Source organism: Glutamicibacter sp. (assembly GCF_050701915.1).
Lineage (GTDB): Bacteria > Actinomycetota > Actinomycetes > Actinomycetales > Micrococcaceae > Glutamicibacter.
Window position 1 is genome coordinate 40575 of the sequence record NZ_JBOGEG010000020.1, and the last position, 20947, is coordinate 61521.

Consider the following 20947-nt stretch of genomic DNA (forward strand, 5'->3'; position numbering starts at 1 on the left):
GTTTGGGATCCAAAACCCGGTTAGCGGGTGGTGGTACGGCGGGAAATATTGTAAAAGCGCACGGACTGGTATTCCTCCAGGCCTTCGCTGGCTCCTTCGCGCCCCAAGCCGGACTGCTTGACTCCGCCAAATGGCGCGGCCGCGTTGGAGGGCACGCCTTGGTTGATGCCAACAATGCCGGTTTGCAGCTGGTCGGCGACATTCATCGCGCGGTCCAGGTCTTGGGTGAACACATAGCCGGCGAGTCCGAACTGCGTGTTGTTGGCCCAGCCCAGAACCTGCTGCTCGGTATCGAAGCGGCGGATCGCTGCAATCGGGCCGAAGATCTCTTCCCGGGCGACTTGTGCGGAAGCGTCGACATGGTCCAGTACCGTGGGAGCATAGAAGTGTCCGATGCTGCCATAGCCGTGGCCGCCCGTGAGCAGCTGGGCGCCTCGGTCCAGGGCATCTTCGGTGAAGGCCTGCATCTGCGAAACGGCCCGGCCATCGATCAGCGCGCCGATCCCGGACGTATCGCTGAGTCCGGCGCCGACCTTCACTGCGGCAAAGCGGCGGGCGAGCTCGGCAGCGAACTCGTCGGCAATGCCGGACTGGACGTAGATGCGGTTGGCACCAATGCAGGATTGGCCGCCATTGCGCAGCTTTGCAGCGATGGTTCCCTCGATGGCGCGTTCGAAATCCGCATCGTCGAAGACCAGCAGCGGGGCGTTGCCGCCCAGTTCCATGGAGCTGCGCAGCACATTCTTCGAGGCGAGTTCAAGCAGCGTTCGGCCTACCGGTGTGGAGCCGGTGAATGACACTTTGCGCACACGCTGATCGGAAAGTACAGCTGTGCTGAAACCGGGGGAATCCGAGGTGGAAACCACCTGGAGCAGTTGCTCGGGCACTCCTGCTTGGATGGCCAGCTGCACGGCGTAGTATGTGGTCAGAGGAGTGGCGGTGGCAGGCTTGATGACCACCGGGCAGCCCGCGGCCAGGGCCGGGGCGATCTTGCGGGTGGCCATGGCCAGTGGGAAGTTCCAAGGGGTGATCAGTACGGCCAGCCCCACCGGGGCGCGCCGGGTGAGGATATCGGCTCCGCCATCGGGGGCCGGCTGGAAGCTGCCTGCCGGGCGAACCGCCTCCTCTGCGTACCAGCGCACAAAGTCTGTTCCGTACTTCACCTCGCCGCGCGCTTCCGCCAGCGGCTTGCCCATTTCCCGGGAGATCAGCTTGGCGATTTGCTCTCCGTGCTCGATGAGCAGCTCGTACCAGCTGTGCAGTGTTTGGGCACGGTGCCGGGGGCTTTGGGCGGCCCAGTCGGCGCCGGCCGCATCGGCGCGGCCGACCGCGGCCAGAGCATCTTCAGTCGAAGAATCCGGGATGCGGGCGATCAGTTCACCGGTGGCCGGATCATGGACCGCGATGCCCTGCGCGGGGCCATCCAGCGTGGCGATGGCTGCATCGGCCTCGGCCGTGTAACGCGGATCAGCGGCGATCAGCTGCGTCCCTTGCTGCGTTGAGGTGCTCACTTGCCGCTCCTTGCATTGATGGCTTCGCCGATGGCGTTGATGAAAGTGGACAGCTCGCCGTCGGTGACGATGAACGGTGGGCTGATCTGGATTGTGTTGCCGCGCAGCGGGCGTCCGATAAATCCCAGCTCCACCAAGTCGTCGCAGACCTGCTCGGCGGACAGTGACTCGTGCAGGCAGACCCCGCCCAGCAGGCCTGCGCTGCGCACTTCGGTGACAGCTTCGCTTCGACCCGCCAGTGCGTCGAGCTCTGTGCGTAAGGTGGATTCGAGCTGGGCCACCCTTGGCACTAGTTGGTCGCGTTCCAGGATCTCCAAGTGCTTGAGCGCAACCGCGCTCGCGGTGGCGTGCCCGGCGTACGTGGCTCCATGGCGGAAGATCGGGGTATCTCTGGAATCGAGGTAGAACGGCTCCCAGAGGTGCGGGGCAACCATGACGCCACCCAGTGGAGCGTAGCCGCTGGTCACTCCCTTGGCGAAGGTGATCATGTCTGGTTCCATGCCGTAGTACTCGGCGGCGAACATCGTGCCCATGCGTCCGAACCCGGTAATGACCTCGTCGAGGATCAGCAGGATGTCGTTCTCCCGGCAGATCCGCGCGATGGCTTCGAGATATCCGGGGGCCGGGGGATTGACGCCGCCGGTTCCCTGCACTGCCTCGGTGACCAGAGCGGCGATATTCTCTGCTCCGATGCGGTTGACCATTTGCTCGACCTGGGCCGGGTCGTTGAAGGAGACGCGAGCGGTCTCCGGGACCAGGGATTCGGTGCCGTAGCCCTCGCGGTTGAACTCGAGCCCGGCAATCGAGGTGCCATAAGCGTGAAGCCCATGGTAGGCGAACTCGCGCGAGAGAATGACCTTCTTCGAATCCCGGCCTTCGCGCTGCCAGTGGCGGCGGGCGAGCTTGCAGGCCACATCGATGGCATCCGAACCGCCCGAGTTCAAGATGATCTTGGCGCGGTCGATGGGGCTGAGCTCTGCTAGCTTCTCGCCCAGGGCAAGTGCCTTGTCGTTCGAATAGCGCGCGAAGATGTGATAGGTCTCCAGCTGCAGCATCTGTTCGTAGGCTGCTTGGGCGAGCTCGGTATTTCCATGCCCGACGTTGGCGTGCCACAGGCCGGCAGTACCGTCGAAGAGCTTGCGGCCATCTTGGGTGTAGAGCCAGGACCCTGCCCCGCGTTCGACTACCAGCTGGCGTCCGCTAACGGTGGGCAGATGGGCCTGTGCTGGCCAGAGTGCTGGCGACTCCAGGACGCTCGCGCTGGTGCTCGAGCCCGGCAGGGTCAGATTATTCAGTGTCATGCGGATTCGCTCCGTTCCGGTCAAGGGTGATTGGTATTGATACCAATCTAGAAATCAAAACCGGTTATGAAAAGCGAAAGATTTCGACAGATTCCTGTCAGTTTTACTTACATATTTTCGGGTTGGCGAAGTTCCTCCTCCAGCGCCCGCTGCACGGCGTTCAGGGCCAGATTGCGCTCCGATCCCTTGCGGGCGATGAACAGGATGGTGCGGCTCTGGTCGGCCGGCAGCCAGTTGCTGGGCTGCAACCGGCTGCCGGTCTCCTGGATGAGCATGTCCGGCAGGAATGCTGCTGCCAGACCGCGCTCGACCATGCGCAGGTGGAAGAGCAGATCGGAGGAAACATGCTGGACCCGGGGCTCGAAACCGCGTTCCCGGCAAACTCGAAGTGCCCATTGGGCCGAAGCGGACTCGGCTGGTTCCATGACCCACGGCAGGGTGGCTGCGGCCTCGGCGTCGGGAACCTGAAGTCCCGTTGGAAGGTATCCGCGGATCGGATCCTGGCCGATGATCGTGGTGTGCAGTCCGTTGGCGCTGCCCGAGGAGGTGCCCGGGAAGGAGTCGGTGATGATCGCGTCGACCTGGCGCGAGGCCAAGCGCATAATAGCGTCCTCCGGTTCGTAGCGCTGGATGCGCACCTCAAGGCCGGGATGCGCGTCGATGATGCGAGTCAGTGCGGCCGGAATGGCTGCCCGGCTGATACTGGCGAAAGCCGCGACCGTGACGGCGCCTTGGGCACGTTGGTGCGAGCTGGCCAAATCGGCTTCGGCCTTTTCCATCGCGGCAAGGACCGTTTCAGTATTGCGCACCAATTCCAGCCCTGCCTTGGTCAGCTGCACATTGCGCCCTGCACGCTCCAGCAGCTTGACCCCGGTCTCGCGTTCGAGCTGGCCCAGCTGCTGGGAAATTGCCGAGTGGCTGTATGACAGGCTGCGAGCCGCAGCGCTCATGCTTCCGCGCAAACTGACCTCGCGCAGTAGCCGAAGGCGATTCAGGTCAAGCATGTGTTTTCCTCCGGGCGGTTCATTCTAGGCGGCAACGGTCTTCAAGATGTGCAGGAAGCTCTTGACTGCGGGACGCAGGTTGCTGCCGCGGCGTCCCACGGCGTAGATTTCCCGGAACATTGGAGGTGGCGCGGGGCTCTTTGTCGGCGCGAATCGGGTGACGTTATCCAGGGTCGGGCCCAGTCGGTTGAACACCATGCTGGGCAAGAAAGCGGCAGCAACACCGGCAGCAACCAGCTCGTAGTGCAGCCTGGGATCGGGCGAGTCGAAGAGCACCCGGGGCTCGAAGCCCAGCGCACGGCAGTAGTTGCGGGAGAACACGTGGGCATCGGTGCCATGGGGTTCGAAGGCCCAGCCGAAAGCGGCCAGATCCGCGACGCTCGAGACCGGGTGCGGCAGGAAGATATCCAACTGGTCAGTGGTGATCAATGTGCGAACCAATCCAGAGTCCGCCCTGCGCGGCACATGGGTGAATTCATCGACAATGGCGATATCCGCGCGCCGGCCGGACACAGCGTCCAACGCCTCGCTGGGTTCGAGCTGCGCGAATTCAATCACCACATCGGGGTGAACCATGGCCATGTTCCGCAAGGCATCTGGAAGGTAGGTTCGGGCAAAGGTGCTGAAAGCCGCGAAGCGGATAACCCCCTGGATCCGGCTGCGCCGGGTTTCCAGCTCGGCGCTGGCTGCTTCCAGCACCGAAACTGCCTCGTCCACGCTGGCAATCAGGTGCTGCGCGGCCGGGGTCAGCCTGATGCTGCGGCCGACCTGTTCGAGCAGCGGCAACCCGGCTTCTGCCTCGAGTTTGGCCAACTGCTGGGACACCGCGGACGGGCTGATGCCGAGCATCCGGGCGGTGCCCGCGATGCTTCCGCGCGAGTGCAGTTCTCGCAGCAGAGTGAGCCTTTTGAAATCGAGCATGGCCTTCTTCCTGCGCAGATTCACCCACGGTACAACCCGTAAGTTCTGCTTAACGATACGAACAAGATGCACCCACTTTATCTGATCCAACCCCAGTCTTATGGTGTAGATCACAAGATAATTTTCCATGAAATCGCAAGGAGCCGAAAAGCAGAAATGGTGCAGCCCCAAGTAGGCCTCAGTAGCCAGGAGAATGCCGAGTTCGCCGCCCGGCAGCAACGCGTGAAAGCGCGCATGGTAGAACAGGGCTTGGATCTGCTGCTGATCAGCGATCCGGCGAACCTCCACTACCTGACCGGATACAACGCCTGGTCCTTCTATACCGCGCAGCTGATGGTTCTTCCCCTTGACGGGGAACCGCTGCTGTACATGCGCCATATGGATGCGCACGGTGCGCACCGGACGGCCAGCGGGATCGCCCCGGATCGGGTCTTCGGCTATCCCGAGGAAATCGTCCACCGCCCCGAGATCCATCCGGGGGACTGGGTGGCCAAGCACCTGAGGGAGCTTGGCTTCGGGCGGAAGCTCGCCGTTGGGTATGAGGGGGATTCGCACTTCTTCTCGGTGCGCATGTATCAGGCCTTGGCAGAAACGCTGGGGGAATGGGAGTTGCGCGAATCGCGCGAACTGGTCAACTGGGTACGGCTGGTCAAATCCCCTTACGAGATCGAGCTGATGCGGGTCGCCGGTCGTGTCGCCTCGCAATCCATGCGCACCGCGCTCGCGGCGCTGGCCCCCGGCCGGCCGCAGAATCATGTGGCAGCGGAGATCATGGCGGCGCAGGCCCGGGGAGTCACTGGCTATGCCGGGGATTACCCCTCGATCGTGCCGATGCTTCCTACCGGTGCCGGCGCGGATACGCCGCACCTGACTTGGAATGCAGACCCGATGCCGTCCCACGCGCCGATCTCCATCGAGCTGGCCGGGGTGCATCGCCGCTACCATGCGCCGCTGGCCCGGACCGCGGTGCTGGGCAAGCCAAGCAACATGCTGCAGCGCGTGGCCGGGGCGACGATCGAGGGGCTGGAAGCCGCCTTCGCCCGGGTGCGCCCGGGCGCCACGCCCGATGAAGTAACCCGGGCCTTCACCCGGGTCATCAATGCACGGGGATTCGAGAAGGAATCCCGGCTGGGCTATTCAGTCGGTATCGGCTTTCCGCCGGATTGGGGCGAACGGACCATCAGTTTCCGGTCCGGCGAGCACACCGAGCTGCAAGAGAATATGACCTTCCACCTGATCGCGGGAATGTGGCTGGATGGATTCGGCTTCGAAGTCTCGGAACCCATTCGCGTGGCCGCCAACGGCATTGAATTCCTGGCCGATCTTCCACGAGAACTTACCATCATCAACCAGAGGAGCTCCACCGATGACTACGCAATCCTTCCTGACGCCGGTATCAACACGCCTTGCTGCCCGAACCAGCCAGCTTAAGGGGTCGGTGATCGATTCGTCGACCTCGTTGCTGGCCAGCCAGAGCCACGACATCGTGCGTTTCGCCATGGGTGCGCCCAATGCGGAATTGATTCCCGAGGCCGAGCTGGCCCTGCTGTACGGCCAGCCAGCCGAGGGGCGGTACGACTATGCGGCCACCGAAGGCAACCCCCAGCTCATCGAGCAGATAGTGGCCAGCGGAGCCAGGCAGTCCCGGAAGATCGATCCGGAGCGGATCCTGGTAACGACAGGTGGCATGCAGGGGCTTGATATCGCGTTCAAGCTGATGGTGGACCCCGGTGATTTGATCGTCGTCGAATCTCCCACCTACACCAACGGCATTGCCACGGCCCTGAGCTACCAGGGGCAGATCCTGGAAGCGCCGGTGGATGATGACGGGCTGATCGTCGAGGCGTTGCCAGAACTGGTCGCGGCCAGCGGCAAGATCCCCAAGGTGATCTATGTGATTCCGAACTTCCAGAACCCATCGGGGCGTACGCTCAGCGAAGCGCGGCGCCGGAAGCTGATCGAGCTCGCTGAGCAGTGGGAAGCGTTCATCATCGATGACGATCCTTATGGCTCGTTGCGCTTTGCTGGCCAGGATGTCCCGGGTTTCAGCGAGTTGAGCCCGGGCAATCCCCGGATCGTCTCGGTGCGCACCTTCTCCAAGGTGCTGGCGCCCGGGTTGCGCGTGGGATGGATGGAGCTGGATCCTGCGCTGCGCGATTTGGCCATCAGCGCGAAGCAATCCATGGATACCTGCACCAACGCCCCGATGCAGCAGCTGGTGGCGGACTTCCTGGCTCAAGGCCGCTTGGAAACCCACGTGGGGACCCTGCGCAGCGTCTACCTGGAGCGCAAACAGGCCATGCGCCGGGCCTTGGCCGAAACTTTCGGCGACGATGTCGAGGCCACTGACCCCGAAGGCGGATTCTTCCTCTGGCTGACCTTGAAAGGCCGCTACGCGCAGATCAACACCCAGGAGCTGTTCCCGGTAGCCCTGGCGCATGGCGTGGCCTATATCCCGGGCCCGGCCTTTGCAGATTCCGGAGCCTTCACCGATGCGCTGCGCCTGTGCTTCGCGACCTCCACGCCGGAGCGGATAGGGCAGGGAGTGCAGCGCCTGCACGCGGCGATTGAAGACATGCTCCAGCGCGGGGCCGGGGCGTGAGCTTGGCGATGCAGTCGGTGACCGAACTGGAGCGGTCGGTCCTGGCCCGAATCGACCAGGATCGGCTGGTCGGCCGATGCGTGCAGCTGATCGAAGCACCCAGCGAGAATCCCGGCGGCCACGAAGAGCTCACTGTGCAGCTACTATGCGGGATGCTCGAGCGGTTGGGGGCAACGGTGCACCTGCAGCAGGTAGCCGAGGGGCGCCCGAACCTCGTGGCTCACCTCGGTGGCGGCAAGAACGGAGGCGGGATGCTGTTCCTTGGGCACAGCGATGTAGTACCTGCCGGAAGCGGCTGGCATGCCGACGCATTCACTGCCCGGCGGGAAGGCGATAGGCTGATCGGCCGCGGGGCAACGGATATGAAAGGCGGCCTGGCTGCGATCATCGAGGCCATGGCAGTAGTCCACCAGCAAGCACCGCAGATCCCGCTGACCTTGATCTGCACGGTGGACGAGGAAGCCGACGCGCTGGGAATATCCCACTACGTCAACACGGTGCCCTCCACCGCCTATGCCGCCTGCATCGTCGCCGAGCCTACCGATTTGGTGGCCATTATTGGTTGCCGTGCAGCCGCGAATATGGAGGTGCGCATCAGCGGATCCAGCGCCCACGCCGGCCGCCCGGCAGATGGCGCCAGCGCCATCGAAGCCGCGGCGAAGTTGGTAGCGCTCATCGGACGGGACAAGCAGCGCCTCGCGCAGCACGGACATCCAATCCTGGGCCCGGCGACTTGGAATGTGGGCACGCTGCACGCCGGACACGGCACCTCCATCGTTCCGGATGCGGCGTTGATGGGCATCGACCGCCGGCTGCTGCCGGGAGAGAATGCGCAGCAGGTGCTCGACGAGCTGCTCGTGGCGGCACGCCAGGAACTCGATAGCGCCGAGGACCTCGATGGCCAACAGATCGGGCTGGAGGGGTCGGTGCAGATGTTCATGCCCGGTTTCCTGGTTGAACCTGAGGCGCCCCTGGTACGCCAAGCCTGCCAGTCACTGCGCGACCTAGGGGCGGCGGGAGCCTCTGGAATCTGGACGGCATCCTGCGAGGCGGGATTCATTGCGCAGCACCACCTGGTGCCAGCGGTTGTGCTGGGGCCAGGCGAAATCAATTCCCAGGCGCACCAGCCCAACGAAAGTGTTTCCATCCGAGACTTGTGCACCGCGGCGGGCGCTTATGCGCTCATTGCGTTGCGCACCTTTGAAGCGTCCCAGAGCTAAGGACAAGACCATGACTACCCAAGCGCAACTGCCCAAGATCCGCAGCGAAGCGGATTTCACGCCGGAAGAAAAGAAGCAAGCACGCAAATCCGTGGCTGGTTCGGCCATTGGCAACGCGATTGAATGGTTCGATTACGGAATCTATGGATACCTGATCGTCTACATCTCGCAGCTGTTCTTCACTTTCGGTGAAGATGCAGGCGCCATGCCTCGGATCCTGGCCTTTTCCACCTTCGCGATCTCCTTTATCGTCCGGCCCTTGGGCGGCATGGTGCTGGGGCCGCTGGGGGACCGGATCGGGCGAAGGACGATCTTGATCTTCACGATTGTGATGATCAGCGTTTCCACTGCTTGCATCGCCCTGTTGCCAACCTTCGAGCAGGCAGGCTATTTGGCGCCCGCGTTGCTGGTGTTGCTGCGCATGATCCAGGGATTCTCCGCCGGAGGCGAGTATGCCGGTGCAGCGGTTTTCATGAGCGAGCATGCGCCGGATAACAAGCGCGGCAAGTACGGTTCGTTCCTGGAATTCGGAACGCTGGCCGGGTTCAGCGCTGCCGCGATCTTGTGCACGATGCTCACCCTTGCGGTGGGCGAGGAGGGCATGATGGCTGGCTGGTGGCGGTTGCCGTTCGCATTGACTCTGGTCTTGGGCGGGATCGCGCTGTGGATGCGGCGGCATCTGGAAGAATCCGAGACTTTCACCGATGATTCCAGCAAGGGGAACACCGTTAGCTCTGCGCCCCAGGCGCTGCGCGCATTGCTGCTCCAATACCCGTGGCAGCTGCTCAAGCTCTTCGGTTTCATAGTTCTGGTCAATGTGGCATTCTACCTGGTGCTGACGTACATGCCCAGTTACCTCACGGCAACACTGGGCCATGATGGGACCCAAGCCAACCTGACCCTCGTTCTCATCCAGCTGGTCATGATCACCCTGATCGTCCCGCTCGGGGCATTGAGCGATCGGATTGGCCGAAAGCCGCTGCTGGTCACCGCAAGCGCGGGTTTCGTGCTGCTTTCGGTTCCGGCTGTCCAGCTGATGCAAGCGGGAGGGCTGTGGGGCCAGATCGCCGGAATCGGAACTTTGGGTCTTTTGCTGGTCGTATTGCTGTCCACAATTTCGTCCGCCCTTCCAGCCCTCTTCCCCACCTCCGTTAGGTACTCCGGATTCGCTATTGGGTACAACCTGTCCACCGCAGTCTTCGGCGGGACCGCAGCGGTAGCCAACGAGGCAATCATTGGAGCCACCGGAAATGATCTGGTCCCCGGATGGTATCTGATGGGAGCCGGCATCATCGGGCTCGTCTCAGTGCTCACTTTCCGGGAAACTGCGGGTCGCTCGCTGCGCGGCAATGTGATTCCTGGCAGCGACGACCGGCTGCGTCTGGAGCGCGGCGAAAACCTGGTGGGCGCCTCCAAGCGCCGGACCGGGCCGACGGCAAACAAGTAATCAGCGGAATCAAGGGAGATACATTCGTGGAACTGACCCAGCATGTGGCATTGGTAACGGGCGCAACTTCGGGAATCGGTATAGCGATTGCCCGGCGATTGGTCAAAGACGGGTTTTACGTCGTGATCAGCGGAAGGAATGCCGAACGCGGCAAGGAGGTCGCGAGCGAATTGGGCGAAAATGGGTGCTTTATCCAGGCTGATCTAGTTGCTCCCGGGGCCCCCGAGAGCTTGGTCGACGGTGTCCTGGACAAGGCCGGCAGGCTGGATGTGCTGGTCAATAACGCGGCCATCGACCACATCAACTGGGTCCTGGACTCACCCCAAGAAGAGATCCGCGAGGCGTTCGAGATCAATACCTTCTCGGCAATTTTTTGCCTGCAAGCCGCGGGTCGGGCGATGCGCGATTCTGGTGGCGGGTCGATTATCAACATCACTTCGCGGTTGGCGAGCATAGGTGTCCCCACCATGAGCCTTTACAGCGCCAGCAAGGGAGCGATGCTCGCCCTGACCAAAGCCGCCGCCGTGGAGCTGGCCGAGCATAATATCCGGGTTAACGCAGTGGCCCCCGGGATGACCAGAACACAGATGTTCAAGGACTGGCTGGCCTCCCAAGAGGACCCCGAGGCTACAGAGCGCGAAGTATCGGCTGCGATCCCGTTGGGGCGGGTTGCGCTGCCAGAAGACGTTGCGGGCGCCGTGGCCTATTTCGCTGATCCGGCCAACAGCTACGTCACTGGCACCTCGTTGCCCGTTGATGGCGGCTATCTGGCCAAGTAGGCGGTATCGCAGCCAGTTGCGGTCTCGGATAAGGGCCTCGTTAACAAGCAACTCCCGCTGGTTGCCCAGCGGGAGTTGCCCGATCATCACTCGCACCTTCATGAGGTGCTTTCAACTCTAAGGGCGCTTCCTATGCGCCGCCTAGGCTGAAGCATCGGATTGCTTGAAAGCCGGGACGAGGCCTATTTGGCGCTGGCCAGCTGCTCCGGCTGGTCAACGCTTTCGAGCTTCGGCTTGGGCATCGCCGGAATGCAGGCGGCGATAATCGCGGCCACCAGGCAGATGCCGGCGCCAAGCCACAAGGTCATGTGGAAGCCCGCTTCAGAGGGCAAGACGACGCCATGGAAATCAATGGTCATGTCCGCAAGGACCAGGCCGATGATGGCCGCGCCCGAGGTGGTGCCCAAGGAGCGCATCAGGGTGTTGAAGCCATTGGTGGCACCAGTTTCGCTGCGCGGCACTGCGCCCATGATGATAGCCGGCATGGCGCCGTAGGCCAGGGCGACACCGCTGTTGATGACCAGGCTGGTCACCAGCAGGCCCCATGTGCTGGACATGCCCAGCGGTCCTACCGCATAGCCGATGGCCATGATGGCAATGCCCAGTACAAGCGTGAACTTGGGGCCCTTGGCGCTAGTCAGCCGTCCGCCCACGGGGGAGAGGACCAGCATCATCAAGCCTGCCGGTGCCATCCACAGGCCGGCGGCCAGGATTCCTTGCCCCAGGCCGTAACCGGCTTCAGTGGGCATCTGCAGAATCTGCGGCATGACCAGCGAGCTGGAATACATGCCGAAGCCCACGAAGATCGACGCGATGTTCGTCAGCAGCACGCGGGGGATTGCGGCGGTGCGCAGGTCCACCAGCGGGCTGGCGGTCTTCAGTTCCCAGAAGCCCCAGAGGACGAAAATGGCCACTGCGGCAATCAGCAAGGTGAGAACCTGGGCCGATCCCCAGCCCCAGGTCGAGCCCTTGGAAACGCCGAGCATCAGGCAGATCAAGCCGATGGCTAAGCAGATGGCTCCGGGCCAGTCGAAGCGGCTATTGCGGCTGGGGGTGCCAACTGCCGGGATGTACTTGAGAATCAGCAGGACCACGATCAGCGTGATGGCTGCACCGAAGTAGAAAAGCACGCGCCACGAGGAAAACTGGATGATGGCTGCCGACAGGGGCAGGCCGATGGCCCCGCCGACACCCAGGGTGGCCGAAACCGTGGCGATCGCCGCCGGCAACCGCTCCTTGTCGACCAGGTCGCGGAGCATGGCGATCCCCAGCGGGATCATGCCCGAGCCGAAACCCTGGAGGGTGCGCCCAAGGATCATCACCGCGATATTCGGCGCGAGCGCGCAGACGAGGCCGCCGAGGATCAGCGGAATGGCCAGGATGAGCAGGATGCGGCGCTTGCCGAACATGTCTCCCAGCCGTCCCGAGATCGGCATGACCACTGCGGCCGCCAGCAAGGTAGCGGTAATGATCCACGCGGTGTTGTCCGGTGAGGTGCTGAAGATTTCCGGCAATTGCGGGATGAGCGGGGCCACCATCGTTTGCGTGAGCGATGAGGCGATGCCTGCGGTGGCAAGGATGCCAACGATGAATCCAGGGCTGGATTTTCCGGCGGGGAGGGTTTTGGGCACGAGAGCCTTCCGAAGTGAATATGTAACCTACATACCATATGTATCTTACATACCAAGGGTATGATGGAGAAATGCCAGAAGGAAGGGCCGGGATGAAGCGCCGCATCGCAGATATCGAATATGAGCAGATGATGCTCAGCCGCTACACCATCGCTCATCAGCGCCATTCGGGAGAACTGGACCGCAGCGTGTACCTGCTGATGAGCCGCATTGACGGGCAGGGGCCCATGACCATCGCGGAACTGAGCCATGCGCTGCGCCTGGATAATTCAACCCTGCAGCGCCAGGTGACCGCGGCCATCAAGGACGGGCACCTGGAACGCATTGCCGATCCCCAGGGGAATGTAGCCCGCAAGATCTGCCTGACCGCCAGCGGCTCCGAGAAGCTTTCAGACGCCCGCGCGCTTTCCATCACCGCGCTGGAGCAGATCCTGGGGGATTGGAGTTCTGCGGACGTCGAGCAGTTCGCCCAGTACCTGAATCGCTTCAACAGCTCGATCGAAGAGTACAGCGAAGCCAAAAGGGCTTAAAGAGAAGTTCCCGCTGGGCAATATCCAACGGGAACTTCTACGATCATCACTCGCACCTTCAAGAGGTGTTTTCAACAATACTGGCGATTTCTGTGCCCGCCCTTTGGCCCAGCTACGCATATTCGATGCTTCGGCACCGCTCGCCCGAGAAGCGGTTGGGCGAAATGCACATAGATCCGCGCGCCGCTCGGCGCCAACTTCGGTCAAATCGCCATAGGCCCACGCAGCGGACCTCCCTAAGGTGGGAAGCATGACTTCAATGCAGAATCCAGCGCCGGCAACTACCCGTCCCCTGAACGTGGCCATTGTGCCTGATTCCTTCAAGGGCAGTGCGCGGGCGAGCGAAGTGGCCGCGGCCTTGGCCGACGGTTTCGCCAAGGGGGCAGCCAGCCGCAAGCGCGATGTCGAGATTACTGCAGTGCCCTTTGCCGATGGCGGGGAAGGCACGCTCGAAGCCTTGATCGACGCCTGGGGAACCGAAGCGATTAGCGTGCAGACTACCGACGCCCTGGGGCGCCCCGTCGTTTCCCGCTTGGGGCTGTCTGCCGATGGGAAGATTGCCGTTGTCGAAGCCGCTGAAGCCGCCGGGCTGCCCCAGGTCAGCGACGTCGAGCGCCAGCCGCTGGGGGCCACCACCTACGGCCTGGGTGCGCTGGTTTCCCGGGCCCTGGAACTTGGGGTCAACCAAATCATCTTGTGCCTGGGCGGTTCAGCCACCACCGATGGCGGCACCGGGTTGCTCGCTGCGCTGGGTGCCAACTTCCTCGACAGCGCGGGCGCGAAGCTGCCCGCTGGCGGCGGCGCGCTGAACGGACTTTCCGCGATAGACGTCTCCGGGCTCGACCCGCGTGCGGCCAACGTCCAATGGCAGATCGCCTGCGATGTCACCAATCCGCTCCTGGGGGCCAAGGGCGCGGCAGCGATTTTCGGCCCGCAAAAAGGTGCCAGCAAGGACGAGGTGCAAGTCCTTGACGCCGGCCTGGCCCGGCTGGCCGACGTGCTGGAAGCCGATACCGGGCGCATGCTGCGCGACCAGCCGGGCATGGGCGCCGCCGGCGGCCTGGCCATCAGCCTCGGGTCCTACTTCCAGGTGGATCTGGTGCCCGGCTGGGAGCTGGTGGCGCACGTGCTCGGCGCCCACGGAATCCTGCAGGGGGCGGATCTGGTGCTGACCGGAGAAGGGCGCCTGGACTCGCAGTCGCTGGACGGGAAGGTGGTTTCCGGGGTGCTGCAGGCCGCCGGCGAACGGTCTGAGGTGATCGTGGTCGCCGGGTCGGTGGACCTGTCGGATGACGAGCTGGCTGAGTCCGGGATCCTGGCCGCCTATTCCATCGCCCCGGGTCCGGCAACCCTCGCCGAGCTTTCCGCGGATGCCTTGTCCCTGGTGGAGCGCACCGCCTTCAGCGTGGCGCGCACCTACCTGCGCTAGGAAGCGGCGCCGTCCGCCCTCGCGGACTGCAGGAACTGCTCCAGGGCCAGGGGAGCCGTACCGGTGAGGATCTCGACGTGGTTGCTCACCCTGGACATCGCATTGCTGGCGATGGCCGTGTAGGTGCTGACCCAGGCATCAAGCTGCCAGTCGGGGGCGCCAAAGGCCGCACGCGAGGCGTAGGCCTCTTCGGCAGTTTCATCCAGGAACACGATCTCCTTGCCGCCTGATTCGCTGAGGATGCGTGCCACATCGGCCATGTCCAGAGATTGGGGCCCGGTCAGCTCGTAGGTGGCGCTGGCATGCTCTGCGGGAGCTGCGAGCACTGCCGCCGCGGCCCGCGCCACATCGGCTCGGGCGACTGGAACGAAGCGTCCCTCGCCTGCCGGCCCGCGTATGATCCCGTCCGGCCCGACAAGATGCGGCATGAGGTCCTGGTAGAAGCTGTCGCGCAGGAAGGTCCAGCGCATTGTGGAGTCCCGGAGGTATTGCTCGGTGGCGTGGTGCTCGCGGGCGAGAGTGAACTGCGCATCGGGTGCGGCAGCGGCGAAGGAAGTGTAGACAACCTGCTTGACCCCGGCGTCCTTGGCGGCGTCGATGAAGGAGCGGTGCAGATCCAGCCGGCGCGGGCCCTCGGGCGCAGAGACCATGAAGAGCACCTCGACACCGTCCAGGGCTTCGCGGCTGGAGGCCTGGTCGGCATAATCGAATTGCCGGACCTCGGCCTGGGGCAACTCCGGGGCCTTCGAAGCAGTGCGCACCAGCAGCCTCTGGGAGATCCCGCGTTGGGCTAGGTTCCGGGCCACCAGGGCGCCGAGAGCTCCGGTGGAGCCGGTGACTGCAATGCGTTGCGTGGGTCCCATGGCCGATCACTCCCCGTCTGCTCCTGCGGTACGTGCAAGCCTAGGCGAAGCGGGGAGCACGCGGTAGGGCAAGGCTAGGAATTTTCCAGCTTCAGCAGGCCGGCATCGAGGATCACCTGGGCCGTTGCCTCATAGTGGGCGCGCAGGCGCTCGCCGAGATCCCCGGCATCGCGATCCAAGGCCGCCTGGAGCAAGCCTTCGTGCTCGGCCTCCACATTCCGATGCGTGGCCGCTTCGGAAGCCGCGGCCCAGCGGCGGTAGAGCAGGGTGGAATTGGCCAGGTTGGCCGACAGATCGAGAATCGGCGGGCAGGCGCAAGGGGCGAGCAGCAGCTGGTGGAAGTCACGGTGCGCCCTGCCCCACTGGGCGGTGAATTGCGCAGGGTTCCCGGCCTGGCGACGCGGCGCCTTGGCCAGCCTGTAGTGCGCGGCAATCAGCGCCGATTCCCATTCCAGGTCGCCGCGCTCGATCGCAAGCGTGGCGGCCAGCTCTTCGGTGACGCAACGCAGCTCGGTCTGGTCGCGCAACTGGCGCAGGTTCAGCTCCGGAACGAAGAATCCGCGATTGGGGATCGCCGCCACCAGGCCCTCGCCGGCCAGGCGGGTGAGCGATTCGCGGATGACGGTGGTGCTGGTGGAGAAGCGCTGCGCCAGATGCGGGGGAGCAAGGCGCTCGCCGGGCATCCACGCGCCATCGAGGATGGCCTCGCGGATTCCGGATAGCGCTGCTTCGGCCGGCCTAGCCACGGGTTCCTTGCCTTGCCGTCCCGAAGCCAGCCAGCACGGTGGCCTTGGCGCTCAGTTCCCCGAGCAGCTTGTCGCGGTCCTTGGATGGTGCAATGCCTGCGACATAGTAGTCCGGGCGGATCAGCAGGACGGTGCCGGTGGCGGCATCGAAGGCGCGCGAGGTGTCCGTGGCGGTGACGGTGCTGCCGTCCTGGCTGGTGAAGACCAGCTGGTGGCCAGCGGCCACCTCGATGGTGTTCCAGCCCTCGGAAAGCAGGTCATCAAGCTTGGTGATCGCGCCGTTGGCGTTCACCTCGGGCTGCGGGAGCATGCGTCCGGCGAAGTCCTGCGCCAGGTGCGGAACCCCGGCCAGCGGGGCAATCACGGTGCCGGTGGTGTAGTGCGGCTGCTTGAGGAAGCGCATGCCGGTCAGCCAGCGGTTCAATGGCGGGATGATCCGGGTGCCGATGACCACCGCATCGCGGATGCGGGTGATGAGCGGGTTGGTATTCATGACCACCCAGCCGATGCGCTTGGAGAGCTTGACCATTTCTGCCGCGTGCGGGCGGCGCTCGCTCTCGTAGTCATCGATGATCGATTCGGCAGCTTCGCCGGTGATGACCGCGGCCAGGCGCCAGGAAATGGCCGCGGCATCGCGGATGCCGGCATTCAGGCCCTGGCCGGCGAAGGGCGGCATCAGGTGCGCGGCGTCGCCGGCCAGCAGCACCCGGCCTTCGCGGTAGCGTTCGGCGATGCGCTGGTGCGCGGTGTAGACCGCGGCGCGGCGGATGGTGACCACGCTGGTGTCCTGGAAGCCGGAGATGAGCTTGGTGATGGAGGCCGGCGAGCTCATCTGCTCGCCGTCTTCGTGGTCGAAGAGCATGAATTCGTAGCGGCGGCGGCCGCCCACTCCGGGCACCACCACGGCCGGGCGCTGCCCATTGCAGTGGAAGGAAGCGAAAGGTTCCGGGTTCCCGGGCACGTCCAGCAGGTCCACCACGATCCAGCGTTCGGTCTGGGTGGAACCCTGCAACCCGATGCCCAGCTCGCGGCGGGTGAAGGACTTGCCGCCATCGCAGGCCAGCACCCACTTGGCCTTGAATTCCAGCGCGGTTTCTCCGCCCTGCGCAGCAGCGTAGGGATCTTGGCCGGTGTCGCCTGCTTTCGCGCCGTTGAAGCCGCTGGTGGCTGCGCCGGTGCGGATAGCGTGCACGATGACGTGGTCGTCGTGCTGCTCGATCCTGGTGGCCGAGGTGGCATAGTGCAGGGCCAGGTTCTGACGCAGGGTGGCTGCCTCGTAGAGCAGGCCTTCGAGGATCGGCTGGTCGAACTGGCTCTTGCCGGGCTGGCCCAGGCGCGGGTTGCCCGGGCGCACATCGGCAATGACCTTGCCGCCCAAGCCGAAGTAGCGGGCACCGGTGTCCATGAGCATCTGCGGGCCCAGCTCGTCCATGATCCCCAGGTGCGCCATGACGCGCAGGGTCTCATCGGTGGCGCTGATGGCGCGCGGCTCGTCGCCGCTGCCCGGGTTCTTCTCGACCAGTGCCACCTGCAGGCCGGCATCGGCCAGCAGGTTGGCGGCGGTCAGGCCCGTGGGGCCCGAGCCGATGACCAGGACGTCGATTTCATGAGACTGTGCCACTGCCCGCTACTTCCTTCTTGCAGTTCGTGCTTCTTGGGGGTGGTGCGAGACTACGCGCTGGCGCCAGCGGTTGCTTCCGCACCAGCCAGCAGCGAGGCCTCGTCGGCCACGGTGTTGCGCAGGATGCCCAAGCCGGTGATCTCGACCTCCACTACGTCGCCGTGGTTGATCAGGCCCTCCGGCCCGTAGAACAGGCCCACCCCGCCCGGGGTGCCGGTGACGATCACGTCGCCCGGATTCAGCTTGGTGAAGCCGGTGACGTAGTTGATCAGGGTCGGGATGTCGAAGACCAGGTTGGCTACCGGAGCCTGCTGGCGCACTTCGCCGTTCACCCGGGTTTCCAGCACTGCGGTGGTGATGTCGCCCAGGTCGGCTGCTGGAACCAGGTAGGGGCCGAACCCCCCGGTGCCCGGGAAGTTCTTGCCCGGGATCCACTGGCTGGCGGCCTTCTGCCAGTCGCGGACGGAGAAATCGTTGTAGCAGGCGTAGCCGGCAATGTGATCCCATGCGTCTTCCTTCTGCACGCGGAAGGCTTCCTTGGAGATCACCAGCGCCATTTCGCCCTCGTAGTCGAATTTGGTGGTGGTGGTCGGCTTCACCGCTGGCGCCAGGTGGCCCATCTGCGAATCGGCGAAGCGGGTGAACACGGTCGGCGCGGTCTGCCCGGTCTTGCCCGACTCTTCCTGGTGGGCCAGGTAGTTCACGCCGATGCAGATGATCTTGCCCGGGTTGGTCACCGCTGGCAGGAATTCGATGTCGGTCTCGGCGATCGCCGGCGCGCCGGAAAGATCCAGCTGCGTGCCGAAGATGCCCTTTTCGATGGCGTCGCGGGTGCTGGCCGCGAGGTTCTTGCCGGTTGGGCCCAGGTCGTGGACGGTGCCGTCGATGGACACGCCCCAGGTCTCGGTGCCGTTAGCTGCCTTGAAGGATACGTACTGCATGGTGGTGTTGCCTTTCGAAAGTGTTCGCGATGCGTTGCGGGTTAGATGAAGGTCTTCAGTTCGGTGACGGTCGGGATGCCGAAGGTGCGGAAGTCCTCGGTGCGGCGGTTGGCCCACATGTTCCACCAGTTCTCGTCTTCGCCCCAGATAACCGGGTCGCGCGCATCGTCGTAGATCTGTTCCAAATCGGTGTAGAGCTCGACGACCGCGCCGGAGGTTTCCACGTAGTAGGCGGCGATGTTGTGGCCGGCGCCGTGGCGGACCGGGCCCCAGATCAGTTCGCGGCCGGCCGCGCCCAGGCGGTCGCCGAGCTTGGCCAGGTCGCCGATCGACTGGACCTGCCAGGCGTGGTGGTGGAAGGTGCCCTGGCCCTTGATCAGCGCGATGCCGTGGTGGTCCGGGTTGCAGCGCATGAAGTAGGCGAAGTCATCGCCGATGACATCCGAGAGCCGGAAGTCGAAGATGCGGCGCAGGAATTCCATCATTGAGCGCACGTCGCGCGGGTGGAGGTTGATGTGGCCGTAGCGGTCCGGGCCGAAAGAGAGCAGGCCGCGGTCGTTGTGCTGCATGCCGGTGTAGACCTCGAAGATCCAGCCTTCGGGGCCGATGAACGAGAAGCCGTCCTGCACGCCGGCGGATACCGGGGTTTCGGAGACGATTCTGAAGTTTTCGTCGGCTACGCGCTTGCGGATCTCGCGCAGCGCGTCGCCGTTCTGCGCGATCAACCCCAGCGAATGGATGCCGTTGACCTCGGACTCGACGTAGGTCAGCTCGTGGTGCACCGAATTGGCCGCGAGGTAGGCCTCGTTGGCGGTGCGTTCGGTGACGCGCAGGCCGAGCAGTTGCGTGGCGTCGAAAATGGATCCTTCGATGTCATTGGTCTGGATGGACACGTGGCCCATTTCCCTGATTAATCCCCAAGCCATGGTGGATCCCTTCTGCAGCTGACAAAAATATTGTGGTCTAGATAATTAGATTATTTACTTTAAGTTAGATTGTCTAGTGTTTTCGAGGAAGAAATTTGCGCGTCCGGCCGGCTGAATTGGAAAATCGCAGAACGGACTCGCAAAGGCTAGGCCATAACCTGGCGCTTGGCCGCAAAGCGGCGATCGATCTGGCGTTCAACCAGCCCGGATTCGGCCAACGCAGTCATCGAGGCGGCGCCGGCTTCATGGACCGGTAGTGCCCTCCCGGCTGTGTTCCTGGTCGTTCCGCTGCGCACGAATGAGCCCACCGCACCGCTGAGCTGAGCCGCCGCGGCATTGAAGGTTTCTTCCGGCAGGCCGTTGAGCATCGGTGCATCGTGCCAGGCATCGCGATTATCAAAGAGGAACGGCAGTTCGAAGCAGTGCGCGCTGCCCGCGTTGGGCAACGGCGAGCGGACTTCGAAACCCAGCAACTGCACCTGGGTGCCGTTGCCTGCGGCCGCGTCGGCGAACTCGGTGGCGTAGAGCTGGATCTGGTGCAGGCTCATCGCCTTGATCATCAGTTGCTTGCCGGTGGCCGTGGGCGCATCAGCCAAGAGCGCCTTGAAGACGCCCTCGGGCTGGGTGAAGTTCCCTGCGATGAATCCGCGGACGGCATCGAAGCTGAATGCCTGCTCGGGAGCCATACCGATAAAGGCACTGGCCTCATCAGCGGTATGCGAAAGCAGCACCTGCTCCACATGCAGGCGGGAAACTGCCTGGCGGACCTCGAAGAGATTAGCCGGAACAGTATCGCCAGCGCTCGGGTAGAGGCCAAGACCGCGCCCTGCCCAGGCCTTGGCCACCGCACCGCCGGCAGCCAGAAGCTGCTCGGTGCTCGCCTGCTCCACGGTGGTCTCGCCCAGTGCTTGGGCGATCACCTCATTGCGTTCATCGGCCATGACCTGGTTCATTGGCGGTTGGTAGGACAGTGAGCCGAGGTACAAGCGCTGGAATAGGCCGCGAGTCTCATCGAGCTGAGCCAAGACGAGGGCCCAGAAAGCACCCGCGGACTGCCCGGCCAAGGTGACCTGTTGCGCGTTGCCGCCGAGCTGGGAAATATTGCGCTGCACCCATTTCAGCGCCAGCAGCAGTTCCTCAACTGGCAGGTTGCCGCCGCCTACTTGCTGGCGATGGGCCAGCAAGCCAATGCGGTAGTTGACCATGACGACAACGCAGTTCTGCTTTTCGGCGAAGTTCTGCGCGTCGTACCAGCGCACGGTACCCGCACCGGAAACGAAGCCGCCGCCGGGCAGGAAAACCATCACCGGCAGGCCCTTGGCGCCCTCGGGTGCGAAAACTGCAATCTGGAACGCATCTTCTGACTGCGGCAGTTCCTGCAGGGCCGGGCCCAGTAGCCAATCCAGCGAGCCCGGGGTCTGCGGGAAGATGGCCGGTGCCGCTTCGGTGAGCTCGGTGACTTCACCGAGCTCACC

18 protein-coding genes are annotated in these 20947 nt (G+C 63.9%); 7 read left to right on the plus strand and 11 right to left on the minus strand.

Annotated elements, in window-relative coordinates; all coding sequences use genetic code 11:
- Nucleotides 1-20: 20 nt before the first annotated feature.
- From ACRDT3_RS12440 to ACRDT3_RS12455, 4 genes are all read right to left on the minus strand, one after another.
- Nucleotides 21-1511: an NAD-dependent succinate-semialdehyde dehydrogenase gene (locus tag ACRDT3_RS12440; protein ID WP_431493273.1), complete on the minus strand. Its 1491-nt coding sequence runs from the start codon at nt 1509-1511 to the stop codon at nt 21-23.
- Complete coding sequence (locus ACRDT3_RS12445) at nt 1508-2812, minus strand: aspartate aminotransferase family protein (protein ID WP_431493274.1); 1305 nt, start codon at nt 2810-2812, stop codon at nt 1508-1510. Before ACRDT3_RS12445 ends, ACRDT3_RS12440 begins: the two co-directional genes overlap by 4 nt.
- Nucleotides 2813-2919: 107 nt before the next feature.
- Nucleotides 2920-3816 (minus strand): LysR family transcriptional regulator, encoded by an 897-nt coding sequence (locus ACRDT3_RS12450; protein ID WP_431493275.1) that lies wholly within the window; start codon nt 3814-3816, stop codon nt 2920-2922.
- A gap of 24 nt (nt 3817-3840) precedes the next feature.
- The gene (locus tag ACRDT3_RS12455) at nt 3841-4737 is read right to left on the minus strand and encodes a LysR family transcriptional regulator (RefSeq protein WP_431493276.1); all 897 of its coding nucleotides are present in this window, start codon (nt 4735-4737) and stop codon (nt 3841-3843) included.
- A 156-nt stretch (nt 4738-4893) separates the two neighbouring features.
- Between ACRDT3_RS12455 and ACRDT3_RS12460 the strand changes: the two genes are divergently transcribed.
- From ACRDT3_RS12460 to ACRDT3_RS12480, 5 genes are read left to right on the plus strand one after another with little or no spacing between them, the layout of a single operon-like run.
- Nucleotides 4894-6168, plus strand: a complete 1275-nt coding sequence (locus ACRDT3_RS12460) for a M24 family metallopeptidase (protein ID WP_431493277.1) — start codon at nt 4894-4896, stop codon at nt 6166-6168.
- Complete coding sequence (locus tag ACRDT3_RS12465; RefSeq protein ID WP_431493278.1) at nt 6104-7339, plus strand: PLP-dependent aminotransferase family protein; 1236 nt, start codon at nt 6104-6106, stop codon at nt 7337-7339. Before ACRDT3_RS12460 ends, ACRDT3_RS12465 begins: the two co-directional genes overlap by 65 nt.
- Complete coding sequence (locus tag ACRDT3_RS12470) at nt 7336-8559, plus strand: M20 family metallopeptidase (RefSeq protein WP_431493279.1); 1224 nt, start codon at nt 7336-7338, stop codon at nt 8557-8559. Before ACRDT3_RS12465 ends, ACRDT3_RS12470 begins: the two co-directional genes overlap by 4 nt.
- A 10-nt stretch (nt 8560-8569) precedes the next feature.
- Nucleotides 8570-10006 (plus strand): MFS transporter, encoded by a 1437-nt coding sequence (locus tag ACRDT3_RS12475; RefSeq protein WP_431493280.1) that lies wholly within the window; start codon nt 8570-8572, stop codon nt 10004-10006.
- A gap of 26 nt (nt 10007-10032) precedes the next feature.
- Nucleotides 10033-10785, plus strand: a complete 753-nt coding sequence (locus tag ACRDT3_RS12480) for an SDR family NAD(P)-dependent oxidoreductase (RefSeq protein ID WP_431493281.1) — start codon at nt 10033-10035, stop codon at nt 10783-10785.
- A gap of 182 nt (nt 10786-10967) precedes the next feature.
- Here ACRDT3_RS12480 and ACRDT3_RS12485 read toward each other — a convergent pair whose 3' ends face one another.
- Nucleotides 10968-12416: an MFS transporter gene (locus tag ACRDT3_RS12485; RefSeq protein WP_431493282.1), complete on the minus strand. Its 1449-nt coding sequence runs from the start codon at nt 12414-12416 to the stop codon at nt 10968-10970.
- Nucleotides 12417-12508: 92 nt separating this feature from the next.
- Between ACRDT3_RS12485 and ACRDT3_RS12490 the strand changes: the two genes are divergently transcribed.
- Together ACRDT3_RS12490 and ACRDT3_RS12495 are read left to right on the plus strand one after the other, a co-directional pair.
- Nucleotides 12509-12946, plus strand: coding sequence for a MarR family winged helix-turn-helix transcriptional regulator (locus ACRDT3_RS12490; RefSeq protein WP_431493283.1), 438 nt, complete (start codon nt 12509-12511; stop codon nt 12944-12946).
- Between the two features lie 250 nt (nt 12947-13196).
- Complete coding sequence (locus ACRDT3_RS12495; RefSeq protein WP_431493284.1) at nt 13197-14375, plus strand: glycerate kinase; 1179 nt, start codon at nt 13197-13199, stop codon at nt 14373-14375.
- Here ACRDT3_RS12495 and ACRDT3_RS12500 read toward each other — a convergent pair.
- From ACRDT3_RS12500 to ACRDT3_RS12525, 6 genes are all read right to left on the minus strand, one after another.
- On the minus strand, nt 14372-15238 hold the full coding sequence (locus ACRDT3_RS12500) for an SDR family oxidoreductase (protein ID WP_431493285.1): 867 nt from the start codon (nt 15236-15238) through the stop codon (nt 14372-14374). The two genes, ACRDT3_RS12495 and ACRDT3_RS12500, sit on opposite strands and share 4 nt — an antisense overlap.
- Before the next feature lie 74 nt (nt 15239-15312).
- Nucleotides 15313-15984 (minus strand): GntR family transcriptional regulator, encoded by a 672-nt coding sequence (locus ACRDT3_RS12505; protein ID WP_431493286.1) that lies wholly within the window; start codon nt 15982-15984, stop codon nt 15313-15315.
- A complete protein-coding gene (locus ACRDT3_RS12510) occupies nt 15977-17605 on the minus strand; it encodes an FAD-dependent monooxygenase (protein ID WP_431493287.1) in 1629 nt (542 codons plus the stop codon). The genes ACRDT3_RS12505 and ACRDT3_RS12510 overlap by 8 nt, the downstream gene beginning before the upstream one ends.
- 50 nt (nt 17606-17655) lie before the next feature.
- Complete coding sequence (locus tag ACRDT3_RS12515) at nt 17656-18546, minus strand: fumarylacetoacetate hydrolase family protein (RefSeq protein WP_431493288.1); 891 nt, start codon at nt 18544-18546, stop codon at nt 17656-17658.
- 41 nt (nt 18547-18587) lie between these two features.
- Nucleotides 18588-19472, minus strand: coding sequence for a VOC family protein (locus tag ACRDT3_RS12520; protein ID WP_431493289.1), 885 nt, complete (start codon nt 19470-19472; stop codon nt 18588-18590).
- Nucleotides 19473-19618: 146 nt separating this feature from the next.
- Nucleotides 19619-20947, minus strand: a 1329-nt coding sequence (locus ACRDT3_RS12525) for a carboxylesterase family protein (protein ID WP_431493290.1), incomplete at its 5' end; no start/stop codon positions are given.